Source organism: Neobacillus sp. OS1-2 (genome assembly GCF_030915505.1).
Lineage (GTDB): Bacteria > Bacillota > Bacilli > Bacillales > Cytobacillaceae > Neobacillus.
Map to the genome: position 1 here is coordinate 2445892 of NZ_CP133265.1, position 12646 is coordinate 2458537.

Sequence of the window (12646 nt, forward strand, 5' to 3'; positions counted from 1 at the left end):
CACCAAGCGCAAATGCTAGTGCTTGGTGTTTATAATTGAATTATTTAATATTTCTTATCTGAAGTCTACACGACCAGCAACGAATCCATAATCATTTAATTTGAGTGAGTAATTCTCCATTGCCATTCTAACGTTAGTACCTGCACTTTCATTTTTTAGAAACTTAATTGTTTGTGCGCTTCCTACTGTCTGCTTGTATTTTTGTGAGATTGTACCTGAAGAGATCAATGTTTTATCTTCAGCCCAAAAGTTAGCTGCATTTGCCGCGCCATCAATGTTTTCAACTATATTATGAATATAATCATCATTTGTTGCTTTTGTGTGATAGTAAGTGTAATTATTTCCCCCTAATGGTGGAAGTGAATAACCAACATAGGAGTTATAAGCAGCACTTGCTACGGTCGGGGCTAAAAGCCCAAGTGCCAATGTACCAACTACTAATTTTTTCTTTAACATTATCTCCCCTCCCTTCTTTTTTTGTATAGCAACCTAGTAAATTGACGTATATTGGAGAAATCACAAGAAGTTTCTGTCTAAATTTACTAAATTTATAAATTAATATAACAAATAAGTAAAAAAATAACAATATTATTGTCGAATTTTTACAATAAATACGTGGTTACAAGTTTTTATGATTGATGTCTTTAACTTTGCAATATTTTAATTTATATTTGTCAAGATATTTTTAGAAAGAATAATTATTGTATCTTTATTGGGAGTATTTTGAAAAATGTAAATTGGTCAATGCAATTATGCCATCAGAGATTCATTTCTTACAAAAGTCATTGACCACCTAATTTATCATTTACATTATTAAGACCTATTTTTAATCACTTCAAATTAATTAATGATAATGGTAAAATTAATTAATTATATATACGAATTTAATGTGACAGTCCTAATTGAACCATGCTAAGAGCGAGATGGTTTTTTATCCGCAGAAAAATATTCTATATCAATCCCTTTATATTTTATAGCCTGATAGTATGATGGCTAGGGTTGAACCTCAAAGCCAAAAACATCTTTCTCAATTACAATTTGAAATTTTTTCTTTAAGTCTAATCATTCAAACAATAAGGTGGCGAATAATAATGAAAAAAAAGGAGCCATTTGATTTAAAACAAAGACAAATTCAAAAAATCTATAAAGAAAATCTAAAAGACAAAAAATCAGATAACTCTTTTTTTCTAATCCTGATTGGTTGTTTTATTTTTTTAGTATTATTATTAGCATTGCTTCATTTCGTTTTCGGTATTGTTCAATACTTTTAAAGAATGTTTTTGTTCAAGTCTAATTTTCTCGTATTGTTCATTAATCTTTTTAAGATATTTTTCAAAATATTTTTCAAAATGGATAGTGTTTTCTAAATCACATAGTTTACTATCCATTGCATCATCTTAAGATTTTGGGTGTTTTCGCATAATCCCCGAAAAAGTTTAATATGCATAGACTCCTCGTTCTATTGGAGTTTAGGCCTATTTTGAACCACTATTTCAACTGTGCAGTTGTTGTATGCTTGAATCTAAATAACAGTAGAAAAACGGCTGCCATTTTTATCATAACCGCCTTCTCAGTACCTAGGACGGTTTCGCTTCCCTTTTCCACGGGGTTCTTTTTAAACCAGATAAGTAGTTCTGGTAAACAGCTTGTCGCTGGTGATAATTTTTTTGTCATTCATTGGTACAAATCATGTCATTGCGGTACAATTGTTGTAGACGATCGATTAAAATTTAATAAAGGATATACATTGTGAATGTTTAAGGAGCTAAGAGATGAATATAACTTATCACTATCCACCGGATCTTTTTAATCTATTGGTTGATACTATTCCTTTATTGTGTAAGTCAAAAAAAGATGTATTAATCTTTTTAAAGGGCGCTGGTGTTCCTACAAATATGATGGAAGACATGATAAGCAAGGTTAATTTCAATAGGGATGCAATTAGTAAATATGAAATAGTACGGACTGGTTTGGAACGAATAAATGAAAGAGGAGAAAGAACGTTAAGAATTCGAAGGGAAATCTTAAAAAGAGTAACTCAATTTGAAAATTTTGAAGCTTGTTGGGAAAAAGACCGGTTACCAGCAAAAGGGCTGGTTGCGGAAATCAGTAAATTAGTACAAGTAAAAGATTCATTTACAAAAATGAAAATGGAACGTGAAAAAGAAGCAGAAAAACGTAAAAAGGATTATTTAAGAAAGGTAAAAGAACAAGAATTGCATCGTCAAGAGATTGAAACTATTAAACATCTGCTGAACAGTTTATTTACATATACAGATCCACATAAGAGAGGCAAGGAACTTGAGGTAATATTAAACAGACTGTTTAAGGCATATAAAATTTCGGTTAGAGAAGCTTTTGTACTTGTAGGAGATCAAGGAGCGGGAATTGTTGAACAGATCGATGGTGTTATCGAATTAGATGGAGAGTTATATTTAGTAGAAATGAAGTGGTGGAGGAACCCTATTGGCACAGGTGACGTTTCGCAACATCTTGTTCGTATTTTTAATCGTGGTCACAGCAGGGGGATCTTTATCTCAAATTCAAGTTTTACGCAACCTGCCATTAGTATGTGTAAAGAATCACTTTCGAGAACTGTTATGTGTCTTTGTGGTTTAGATGAGGTCGTTTATATTCTTGAAAATAATCTTAATCTAGAAGAAATGTTAAAGAAAAAAGTACAGGCAGCTATAATTGATAAAAATCCTTGGCTCAAAAGTGAACAAACCATACATTAGAGTTTGTATTCAGAATAAAAAGGTTAATAGAATAATAAGTTGAAAATCATTTTTAGGATTTCTTAACTTTCCATCTCCTGACAGATAAAGCTATTTAATAAAATAAAAATTTATCGAGTAGGAGGTGGGACTAACCCTCGAATCCGGGTAGAAAGGCTGCCCAATTGGCGACTCATCCCCCCACTGAACCCGGCATGCAGATTTGCCGCACCGGGCTCTTCAGAAATTGCTTCACAGTTTCGCGGACATCTTTAATTTTAGAAATAGAATTGACAGTGTAGGCCCCTCTAGAGGAAAAATCGACTTAATTTTATTTAAATTTCCCACGTTTTATAGCTTTTTCTGGCTTCTACTACTTAACAATTTCTCCAATAACGTTCCGTAGTATTATAGATTTTATTATTGACCAGAGATTGATAGCCATACCTCAGTAATTGTAATGACCTCTCTAATAATTTGATTTATCTTCTCTACTTGGTCTTTTATAGACCAATGTGAAGAGTATCACCGTATTAAATATGATTAATTGATTTCGGACCAGAGGGAATTTGTCCGACAAATCTGATTAAAATATGGGGGATTTATCCTTAAGTGTTAGTCAAAGGTAGGGGGAGGCGATAAATAAATGGCTACATTCGAAGTTATTTATACTAGTTTTGGCATGTATGTTATCGCTGTATTGAAATCCCATGATGAACACAAGAATTCATGATAACACCATAAAGGGCGTGATTTTTTGTTTTAAGTACTGCGCACTTTCGTTATCCCTTTATACAATGAAAGTGCGTTAAACCAAGGTAAAAAAATAGTAGGCGTCTTACTGATGAAAGCAGGATTGGTACTTTTAATCACTGTCATTACGGGAATTGTTAGCTTGCTTTACGAATCGGTCAAAGTCACGAATGGAGTAGAAGGCTATGCCTTTGTCGTTTTCTTGATCTGTATTAGCATGTGGGGATTATTTAAATACCGTTCTGATCTATTCGAAGTTGCTTAGCGGGGATGATACAAGGTCAGCAAGCCGTCGAGAGACTGACAACAAACTCCATTAGTAAAATGGGCGACGCTAGCGTAAAAAGGGTTCAAGGGTGCAAAAAGAATGGTGGGGCAAGCATATAAAAATCATCAATATAAAAACGCAAGAAGGATTTCAATAGGTAAAGGTGGAACAGGATGGAAAACGGCTACAACTGCTACACCTGGTATAGAAACAAGTGGAGTCCGATTAAAATACCGAAATGCAGGGGGAGAGATACCCTGCAAAAACAAGTTTCAGACAACAATCCAGGGCAAAAAGCTATATAGGTAAAGGTGGGAAAAATGCAGCAGCTTCATTGGCAGCAGAAACTGCCCCACGCTCATCCTCACGAAATGCGGGTGTTGCTATTGTGCATTTAAATGATTATAAAAGTGGAAAAGGTGAAGAGGCTAGTAAAAGTAGTAATTCTAGTCAGGAGGCTCGAAATGCCAATCGAGAATCTAGAATAAACGAAGAGGTTAAGCCTTCCCATCGTAGTAAGCCGTCAGGAAGAATAGAAAGTCAAACTGAAGTAGCAGCTTCAAGAGAACCAGCCAAACATCTCACTCATTGGGAAGCTCAACAACAGATTAAATCGAGAAATAAGAATCCATCTACTGAAAATGTGAAGAGATCAGAAAGTAGAGACCCAAGTGCTAAACAACGAAAATGATGTTAAAGAAAGCATTATGACGCAATTACATTTCATGCACAGTGCCTGCCTCATTGCTTCAAAATGCTTTTAGAAAGGAGAGCCTATGCAAGGTGTTTTGGAGAAAGGTGTAAAAGTTGCTAAAACTATAGCCGTTCTTAAAAACCCTTTGACTTGGATTCTTGCTGGTATCCTTCCTTTTCTCATATCTATTTTCCGAATCGCTTTATTTATTTCTATTAGCTTGGGTGGTGAGAATCAGTTTGAAGGTGGAATGTCGGGAGAAGAATCCGGGGGCACAGCTAAAGTGTCAGCTGATGTGTTGAGATACGAGCCCTTATTTCGTAATTACGGCCATAGGAATTTACCACCTCTGCCATCTTTTGTACCACTCTTTGACAAAGAATTTACCAAGCTTCGCCAACTCTTTACCAATAAAAAGCTCCTCTTATTACAATGAGTTTTATAGAGGAGCCTTTTTATTGGTTTAATATAATATTAGGCCTTGAAGAATTCTATTATTATTTTCCTTGCTCCTTCGTGGATATCCTGCTCAGTCCATTCATATTGAAATGGCTCTTCTCCATATACTTTTAGAAGCTTTTCCTTCAAGTCACTGGGGAAAGGAAACCAATCTTTATAGCCGACCCAATAATAGTATTCTTCCATGTTAATTAGTTTTTTCGTGTCAAAATAGCCATTCATAGACGTTTCCTAATCCGTAACGTTCCCTCATGGAGATTTCTCCGTCTAATAAGAATTGGTAAGAATCATGAATAATGCGGTCTAGAATGGCTTCCGCTATGGTGCCATTCCCCAATTTCATGTGCCATCCACTGGAATCAATTTGAGAACAGTAAATGGTGGAAGAGGTTTTATGCCTAGCTAGGGTAATCTCCAATAGGATATTTGCTTCGTCCTTTGATAACTCCGTAAGGAGCCATTAATCAAGAATGAGCACATCTGTTTTTATATATTTCTTGATCAACTTACGATAGCTGCCGTCGGTAGCCAATTTTGCAAGTGACATTTCATTTAGTAATTTAGGCAATCGGATATACTTTACATTATAGAATTGACGACATGTGGATATACCAAATGCAAAAGCCATATAGGTTTTACCTGATCCCGTAGGACCTTTTAATATAATATTATGATGATCTTGGATATAAAGGCCACTGGCTAATTTCAAAATTAGCTCCTTTTTCAATTTGCGATCCTCAAAGTACTCAATATCTTAAATACATGCTTTTGAATCGAAAAATGTTGCATTTTTAATTAATCGATTCAAGTTATTGTTTTTCCGATGGGAATATTCCAAATCGACTAGTAGTGAGAATTGATCTTCGAAACTCATAGACTTATATTCTTTATTTAGAGAGTGTTCCTTGTATGCTTCAGCCATCCCTATTAATTTCATTTCCTACAGTTTGGATAACATTTGTTCATTCATCATTTATCTTTTCCTCCATAATAAGAAGCCCCGCGGAAGTATCAACCGTCAATGAGAGAGCGTCATGGTTTGGTGGTGGGAAGATGATCCCAACAGAAATTGAAAACCGTGTAGCTAAGTATTTCTTTCACAGATATTTACCGGAAGAAGTGATGATGAAAATAGTAGGTAAGTTACTAACTGCTTGTGTATGGGACGAGGAAGAGGATTTAGATTATGATGAACTTGTCCGTGAGGCAATTGAGATTATAGATGAACAATTAGAAGATAAACGATTTAGATAGAATCAGCACCCATTGAAACTAGGATAAAACCATTTCAATGGCTGTTCCCCCTTTTACAGTGGATCTTTCCTCCGCATTCACAGGCTCTGTTGTCCGCAAAAAGTGGATCAAAACTCCGCACAGCCGGCTCATTCTGTCCGAAATACTCACCAATCTAACCATACATAAAATAGCATACCAAGGTGATTATTAGAGACTTTAATTTGTTTACGTCTGTTAGAAATAAATTTTTCGAAAAAATTCATAGAATCCTTAACACTCATCCGCGAACCTAATTCGTTACTAATAGAAATTGAACAGGTATTGTTGTATACGGCCACTCAAAAGTGCCACCTCTGCCATTTTTTAGAGCCACTTCGGACAGATTTCAGTGCCACCTCTGCCATAGTAAGCGCCACCTCCTGTATAATGAATTTGCACACTATTGTGCAAATTTATTATACAGGAGGTTTTTTTGTGATCAAATATCGTGAAATTCGGAGATTGAACGACCAAGGTCTCAGTAACCGCAGTATAGCGTCAAGTTGCGGTTGTTCGCGCAATACCGTTAATAATGTGATAAAAAAGGCTGATGAATTGCAGGTTTCCTGGCCGATTAAGGATGACATCACTGACACTGACCTTCAGAATATCCTTTATCCGGAAAAAGGTAAGTCGGATTTAAGGAAGCAGCCTGACTGCGAGCACATCCACAAAGAAATGGCCAAAAGTGGGGTAACCCTGTCATTGCTATGGCATGAGTATTCGGAATCGTGTAGGCAACTAGGGGAAATTCCCTATAGCTACCGTCAGTTTTGCCGCTTCTATCATAATTATGCGACCGTGTCCAAGGCAACGATGAGGATTAAAAGGAAGCCAGGAGAAATTATGGAGGTCGATTGGGCAGGCCAAACTGCATTTCTAAAGGATTCCTTTACAGGTGAACCCATTCCTGCCTATGTATTTATAGCTGCACTTCCGTGCAGTCAATATTCTTATGTGGAAGCCTTTTTGTCCATGGACACAGCCAATTGGATTACTGCTCACCTCCACGCATTTGAATTTTTCGGCGGAGTCACCCAAATGATTGTCCCCGATAATCTGTAATGTAAAGATTTACATTACAGATTTAATGTAAAAAAATGATTAATGTAAAGTAGTAAAGAGAAATGTTGATGATGAAAGGTTGGATCCAAATTCAACTTTACATTAATTGACTATAATAGGATCAGCCCATTAATGAGAGGAGACTATGGAAATGGCTGATTTTATTTCATTTGAAGAACTGCGGTTGAAGATGGACCAATTGAAGGAAAAGGTAACAACTGATCTAAATAATTCCAAACTGGCTTATATTTATTGCGGCGTCATTGATGAATTCCTTCTATTTTGTAAACAGGAATCATCTTACATGCCAGTGGACAATGTACCGAAATATTATGAACAGGTAACAGGGGTAAGTCCATACATACGCCCCTCAACCGAATGTAAAAAACGTAAGGCGCGAGCAGTACTATTTATCAGAGATACGTTGAATGGATGTGATTTGGCAAGAAGGTATATCTATCATTCCACTTCAATACCAGAAACCTTCCAGAAAGATATCCAGCTTTATGAAGAGTGGCTAGTTTCAAAGGAATGTAGTCGCAGTACAATAAGAACCCGTATCGGAAGATTAAAACCATTTTTTATTTTTATTTTCGAAAATGGCTGTTCTTCGATTGACAGTTTGGATCCCCAAACGTTTGTTAATTTTATCGGAACCCTTGATGGGCACTATTCTTCTACAGGAAAAACGAATATTCTTTATACCATCAAAAGTTATTTTTCCTGCCCAATGATCAGTAGTAATTTGAAATTTAGATTTGATTCCTTTTTGGAAAACCTTCACACGAACAAACATGAGCGACTAGAATCTGCTTATTCTGCCGAGGAAATACGAAAGGTACTGGATTCCGTCGACAGAGCCTCTGGGCAGGGGAAAATGTTGTATCTAATGATGCTTCTTGCTAGTGTGTATGGGCTCCGTTCTTCTGATATCAGGACCCTCCAACTATCGAACGTCGACTGGAAAAAGCAGTGCATTAAACTTAGCCAACAAAAGACCAAAAGATATTTGGAACTTCCTTTAATACAGGAAGTATGCTTGGCGCTGCTGGATTATATAAAAAACTCCAGACCCCAAACTATAGATGATTATATTTTTATTAGACAAAAACCACCCCATGTGCCATATGCAGATGATAACCACTTTTCGCAAAAAGTCCGCGCCTTCTTTAAGAAAGCCGGGATCAATACGGATCGGAAACATGCTGGACTTCACTCCATGAGACACAGCTTGGCAACTGGTATGATGTTGGACGGTGTTCAGATCAGCGAAATTGCCACAATCCTTGGACATACATCTCCCCAGACAACCACTAGGTACATCTGGTCCGATATTTCTCAGTTAAGAAAAGCCTCTATGGAGGTGATGACGTATGCTGAATGATAAGGAATTTCAAGCTTTCCAAGAAGGAATTTTCAAGGATTATTTCAAAAAATATATAATGTTTAAACGTGGTAAAGGTGAAAAAGTGACACATTCCACACTGATTAGATTGAAATCACTAAACCAAGAGCTTACCCTTTCTTGTGATAGTCTGGAAATCAGTCATGAAGTGGCAGAGTTCATTCTACGTGAAAGAGAAAAGGAAAGTCCGTCATCCAGGGGACTTCGCGTTTCAGATTTCCGTCAGTTCTCAGCTTTTCTTCGAAGTTTGGAGATTGTTTCCTATGAAATACCACGTAAATATATGAAGAAAGTATACCTGCCATTCCGTCCATATATTTTTTCAGAAGCTGAACTGGAGTCCATTACCGTGGCAGCTGATCAACTTTCACAAGGGAGAAGATCAAATACCCATTGTCAAATTTATCCTGTCATCACCCGTATTTTGATTGGAACTGGGATGCGTATCGGGGAAGTCCTTTCGCTTAGAATAAAGGATGTAGACATGGTTGACCAACTACTTATTGTGTATAAATCAAAAAATAATGTATCCAGATATGTGCCCATGTCAGAAAGCCTTTCAGCAACAGTTGGCAGGTATCTTTCCAAAATACAGCACCGCCATGAATCGCAGCGGCATTTGTTTATTTCACCTTATACTGGAACGGGTTATTCCTATGATGCCATGAAATATATGTTCCGAAAGATATATTCAGCGGCAGGAGTTCGTACTCCCCAGGGAAGACTACCAAGAATCCATGATGTACGGCATTCGTTTTGTACGGCTAGTCTAAACCGAATGTTAGAGTCTGGCATGAATCTTTATACGGCGATCCCGATTCTCGCGGCCTATGTAGGACATGTGAATTTGTCCGATACTGAGCGTTATATTCATTTAACAGAACATGGATACAGCGACTTTATCAAGAAAGAATCCAATCTAAGCAGCCTAATTCCGGAGGTGTGTGATGAAAACTAAACCACTATCCCACTATGTACAAGCCTATTTTTTATCCTATCTAATAGCACAAAGGGGATATGGCAGAAATACGGTGGCTTCCTATAGGGACACCTTTAAACTTCTGTTCACTTTTCTTGAGGAGAACAAATTGTCTGTCTCGAAGCTTTCCATAGAAAATGTTGACAAAAAGTGCGTTATGGAATTTCTTGATTGGCTGGAAAGCAGAAGAAAAAATGCTATATCCACGCGGAATGTACGCCTTGCACATTTAAAATCATTTTGGGGTTATGTATTGGCAACTACCCCAGAATGGGCAGAACATTGTAGCCAGATTATCCAAATCCCATTTAAAAAAACAGCAAAGAAACCCCCTGCCTATTTGACAGAATCAGAAACAAAACAGCTCCTGGGCATTCCAGATGGTAACGCACGATCGGGAATTAGACATATGGCTATGCTCTCATTGCTTTATGATTCGGGGTGCAGAGTTCAGGAGCTTATTAGCCTGAACACATCCGATATTACCTTGGGTGATATATGTAAACTTTTCGTAAAAGGCAAGGGCGACAAATATCGTGAAATACCTATAATGCAGGAAACAGGCAAAATTATCAAAAAATATATAAGCATATATGAACGTCAGCCTGAAAAACCATTGTTCTGTAATAGCAGGGGAGAACGATTAACACGGGCAGGTATCTCCCATATTTTGAACAAGTACCAGAAACTTGCCAAAGAGATGAATGATGAACCTTTTCAGGAAAATCTCTCACCACATCTCCTAAGACATAGCAAGGCAACCCATCTTGTTAATAATGGAGTAAGTATCTATAATATTAGAGATTTCCTTGGACATGCATCCGTGACAACAACCCAGGTATATCTAACGTCTAACCCGGAAGTCATGCGGGAAGCAATTGAAAAGGCCTCGCAAAAGATAGCACCGGACGGTGCAGATTATTTTTCTACCGAAGAAAAAGCAGATCTGATGTCCTTTCTTGAGACGCTTTTCTAAAATATATAATGTAAAGTTGGGGTTAGAGATTAGCATGATTCTATCTATCTTTAACTACCGGCTTTACATTAATCATTTCTTTTCATTAAATTTAAAAACGGGGGTTGTTAAAGCATCTTCTACGGATCCTGCCATTAACCGGACATATCAGGAGTTGGCGGAACATTATCATACAGCTATCATGCCTGCGAGGGTAAGGAAGCCAAAGGACAAGGCGCATGTGGAACGAACTGTAGGGATCATTTCAACCTGGATTATCGCTTCTCTTCGAAATGAAACATTCTTTACCCTAAATGAATTGAACAAGGCAATCAAGGGCAAATTGGCTGAGTTCAACCAAAAGGATTTTCAAAAGAAAAGCGGAAGTATGCAAACTGCCTTCATAGAGGAAGAGAAGTTCGCACTCCTTCCGTTACCTGGTTCACCGTACGAGTTGGCGACTTGGAAGAAGGCAACCGTACAATATGATTATCACATAATAGTAGATAAAATGTATTACTCGGTTCCCTATGAATATATCAAATATGAGGTTGATGTAAGGATAACGAGAAAAATTATAGAAATATTTTATAAGAATTTCAGAATTGCATCCCATATGAGGCTGGAGGGCAAGGATGGCCAACTCTCTACTATTCCTGAACATATGCCGATTCAGCACAAGCAGTATCTTGATTTCAATCGGAACTATTTTATGAAGTGGGCTGAAGCGGTTGGTCCCAATTCATTGGCGATGGTGAAGGCACTTTTGGATTCCTACAAGGTAGAAAAACAAGCTTTGAAGTCATGCATGGGGCTAACCAAACTCGCGGACCAATATTCCATTGAACGCCTAGAATCTGCTTGTAAACGGGCATTCTCTTATTCACCAAGGCCGAATCTCAACAGTATTAAAACCATTTTAAAGACCGGACAGGATAAATTGAATACATTTGCCACTCGAACTACTGGTGTCGATAAAGTTGACCAAGACTCAACGCACGGTTTTGTAAGAGGCGCAGCCTACTATGGGAGGAAAGATAAATGACAACCGAAAGCACATTGACCAAATTACATGAAATGCGTTTAAGCGCCATGGCAGAACAATTCCATGAACAACTGCGGAATGAGCAGTTCAACGAGCTCTCCTTCGAAGACCGATTCGCTTTGATGGTCGACATCGAATGGTCACGCCGCAAAAACAATAAGCTAGATCGAATCATCAAGGGGGCTAATTTCCGTTATCCCCAAGCTTGTATAGAGGATATAGAGTACCACACAGATCGGAGGCTCGATAAGTATCAAATCCTTAGGCTTGCATCTGGTGATTATATTCAGGGGAAACACAATCTGATCATCAAAGGTGCTTCAGGGAACGGCAAGTCCTATCTTGCCTGCGCATTTGGCATCGCCGCCTGTCGCCAGTTTTATACCGTTAAATATGTCCGTCTTCCAGATTTACTAGAAGAATTGGCTATTGCTCGAGGCGAGGGAATTTATAAGAAAGTAATGAAGGCTTATAAGAAAGCAGATCTGCTTATTTTGGATGAATGGCTGCTTACTTCCCTTAGAGAAAATGAGGCACGTGACCTTTTGGAAATTGTGGAATCTCGCCACCAGGTCGCCTCTACTATTTTCTGTTCTCAATTCGATATTCAAGGATGGTATGAAAAGATTGGAGAGGGTACCCTCGCTGATGCCATTCTTGATAGGATAATCCATGATTCATATAATATATTCATAGATGGGGAAACATCAATGAGGGAAAGGCATGGAATAAAAGAATAGGCTTCTCGACACCACTACCGTCAGGTAGGTAGGTTGGGACTCTTAAAAAATCCCCCTACCAGTATCGTGAGGTAGGGGGATTTTAAAAATATGGGGTAATCTTTCAAGGAGGCAACTTTTCCCTTAGTGCTCGGTTCTCATCCTCTAATTAATTTCAATCCGCACAACTCCCCTTTTCTAACCCATCATCTACCAGATACTTGTCACACTTTATCCCAAATGAATACATAAGAAGAGTTGCTTCACTCACATCGAACACCGCCATCACTATTCCCCCCCAATACTGAATTT

General features: G+C 37.8%; 14 protein-coding genes and 1 pseudogene. 12 read left to right on the forward strand and 3 right to left on the reverse strand.

The window, feature by feature from the left end:
• Positions 1-54: 54 nt before the first annotated feature.
• The gene (locus RCG19_RS11980) at positions 55-456 is read right to left on the reverse strand and encodes a hypothetical protein (protein ID WP_308107317.1); all 402 of its coding nucleotides are present in this window, start codon (positions 454-456) and stop codon (positions 55-57) included.
• 635 nt (positions 457-1091) lie between these two features.
• Here RCG19_RS11980 and RCG19_RS11985 point away from each other — a divergent pair.
• The 5 genes from RCG19_RS11985 (at position 1092) to RCG19_RS12005 (ending at position 4868) form a co-directional block, all read left to right on the forward strand.
• Positions 1092-1271, forward strand: coding sequence for a hypothetical protein (locus RCG19_RS11985; RefSeq protein WP_308107318.1), 180 nt, complete (start codon positions 1092-1094; stop codon positions 1269-1271).
• A 501-nt stretch (positions 1272-1772) separates the two neighbouring features.
• Entirely contained in the window at positions 1773-2738 is a 966-nt protein-coding gene (locus tag RCG19_RS11990; protein ID WP_308107319.1) for a restriction endonuclease, read from the forward strand.
• Positions 2739-3561: 823 nt separating this feature from the next.
• Positions 3562-3735 carry a hypothetical protein gene (locus tag RCG19_RS11995; RefSeq protein ID WP_308107320.1) on the forward strand — a complete coding sequence of 58 codons (174 nt, stop codon included), beginning with the start codon at positions 3562-3564 and terminating at the stop codon, positions 3733-3735.
• Between the two features lie 337 nt (positions 3736-4072).
• Complete coding sequence (locus RCG19_RS12000; RefSeq protein WP_308107321.1) at positions 4073-4429, forward strand: hypothetical protein; 357 nt, start codon at positions 4073-4075, stop codon at positions 4427-4429.
• An 85-nt stretch (positions 4430-4514) separates the two neighbouring features.
• Complete coding sequence (locus RCG19_RS12005; protein ID WP_308107322.1) at positions 4515-4868, forward strand: hypothetical protein; 354 nt, start codon at positions 4515-4517, stop codon at positions 4866-4868.
• 38 nt (positions 4869-4906) lie between these two features.
• Here RCG19_RS12005 and RCG19_RS12010 read toward each other — a convergent pair whose 3' ends face one another.
• Both RCG19_RS12010 and RCG19_RS12015 read right to left on the reverse strand, forming a co-directional pair.
• Positions 4907-5113, reverse strand: coding sequence for a hypothetical protein (locus RCG19_RS12010; protein ID WP_308107323.1), 207 nt, complete (start codon positions 5111-5113; stop codon positions 4907-4909).
• Positions 5097-5828: pseudogene (locus RCG19_RS12015) on the reverse strand (ATP-binding protein). The gene RCG19_RS12010 and the pseudogene RCG19_RS12015 overlap by 17 nt, the downstream one beginning before the upstream one ends.
• Positions 5829-5944: 116 nt before the next feature.
• Between RCG19_RS12015 and RCG19_RS12020 the strand changes: the two are divergent.
• The 7 genes from RCG19_RS12020 to istB all read left to right on the forward strand — a co-directional run bounded on the left by RCG19_RS12020 (position 5945) and on the right by istB (position 12355).
• The gene (locus RCG19_RS12020) at positions 5945-6145 is read left to right on the forward strand and encodes a hypothetical protein (RefSeq protein ID WP_308107324.1); all 201 of its coding nucleotides are present in this window, start codon (positions 5945-5947) and stop codon (positions 6143-6145) included.
• Between the two features lie 456 nt (positions 6146-6601).
• Positions 6602-7231 carry a helix-turn-helix domain-containing protein gene (locus RCG19_RS12025; protein ID WP_308107325.1) on the forward strand — a complete coding sequence of 210 codons (630 nt, stop codon included), beginning with the start codon at positions 6602-6604 and terminating at the stop codon, positions 7229-7231.
• A 151-nt stretch (positions 7232-7382) separates the two neighbouring features.
• Positions 7383-8615 (forward strand): tyrosine-type recombinase/integrase, encoded by a 1233-nt coding sequence (locus RCG19_RS12030; RefSeq protein WP_308107326.1) that lies wholly within the window; start codon positions 7383-7385, stop codon positions 8613-8615.
• The gene (locus tag RCG19_RS12035; protein ID WP_308107327.1) at positions 8605-9594 is read left to right on the forward strand and encodes a tyrosine-type recombinase/integrase; all 990 of its coding nucleotides are present in this window, start codon (positions 8605-8607) and stop codon (positions 9592-9594) included. The genes RCG19_RS12030 and RCG19_RS12035 overlap by 11 nt, the downstream gene beginning before the upstream one ends.
• On the forward strand, positions 9584-10591 hold the full coding sequence (locus tag RCG19_RS12040; RefSeq protein WP_308107328.1) for a tyrosine-type recombinase/integrase: 1008 nt from the start codon (positions 9584-9586) through the stop codon (positions 10589-10591). Before RCG19_RS12035 ends, RCG19_RS12040 begins: the two co-directional genes overlap by 11 nt.
• Positions 10592-10625: 34 nt before the next feature.
• Complete coding sequence (locus tag RCG19_RS12045; protein ID WP_308107329.1) at positions 10626-11615, forward strand: Mu transposase domain-containing protein; 990 nt, start codon at positions 10626-10628, stop codon at positions 11613-11615.
• The gene (gene istB / locus RCG19_RS12050) at positions 11612-12355 is read left to right on the forward strand and encodes an IS21-like element helper ATPase IstB (RefSeq protein ID WP_308107330.1); all 744 of its coding nucleotides are present in this window, start codon (positions 11612-11614) and stop codon (positions 12353-12355) included. Before RCG19_RS12045 ends, istB begins: the two co-directional genes overlap by 4 nt.
• The last annotated feature ends 291 nt before the right edge of the window (positions 12356-12646 follow it).

Bases quoted from the DNA above. Each gene is read 5' to 3' on its own strand.
- RCG19_RS11995 (WP_308107320.1), top strand. From the start codon at position 3,562: ATGAAAGCAGGATTGGTACTTTTAATCACTGTCATTACGGGAATTGTT.
- RCG19_RS11990 (WP_308107319.1), top strand. From the start codon at position 1,773: ATGAATATAACTTATCACTATCCACCGGATCTTTTTAATCTATTGGTT.
- RCG19_RS11980 (WP_308107317.1), bottom strand. From the start codon at position 456: ATGTTAAAGAAAAAATTAGTAGTTGGTACATTGGCACTTGGGCTTTTA.
- RCG19_RS12035 (WP_308107327.1), top strand. From the start codon at position 8,605: ATGCTGAATGATAAGGAATTTCAAGCTTTCCAAGAAGGAATTTTCAAG.
- RCG19_RS12005 (WP_308107322.1), top strand. From the start codon at position 4,515: ATGCAAGGTGTTTTGGAGAAAGGTGTAAAAGTTGCTAAAACTATAGCC.
- RCG19_RS11985 (WP_308107318.1), top strand. From the start codon at position 1,092: ATGAAAAAAAAGGAGCCATTTGATTTAAAACAAAGACAAATTCAAAAA.
- RCG19_RS12040 (WP_308107328.1), top strand. From the start codon at position 9,584: ATGAAAACTAAACCACTATCCCACTATGTACAAGCCTATTTTTTATCC.
- RCG19_RS12010 (WP_308107323.1), bottom strand. From the start codon at position 5,113: ATGAATGGCTATTTTGACACGAAAAAACTAATTAACATGGAAGAATAC.
- RCG19_RS12045 (WP_308107329.1), top strand. From the start codon at position 10,626: ATGATTCTATCTATCTTTAACTACCGGCTTTACATTAATCATTTCTTT.
- RCG19_RS12030 (WP_308107326.1), top strand. From the start codon at position 7,383: ATGGCTGATTTTATTTCATTTGAAGAACTGCGGTTGAAGATGGACCAA.
- RCG19_RS12020 (WP_308107324.1), top strand. From the start codon at position 5,945: ATGATCCCAACAGAAATTGAAAACCGTGTAGCTAAGTATTTCTTTCAC.
- istB (WP_308107330.1), top strand. From the start codon at position 11,612: ATGACAACCGAAAGCACATTGACCAAATTACATGAAATGCGTTTAAGC.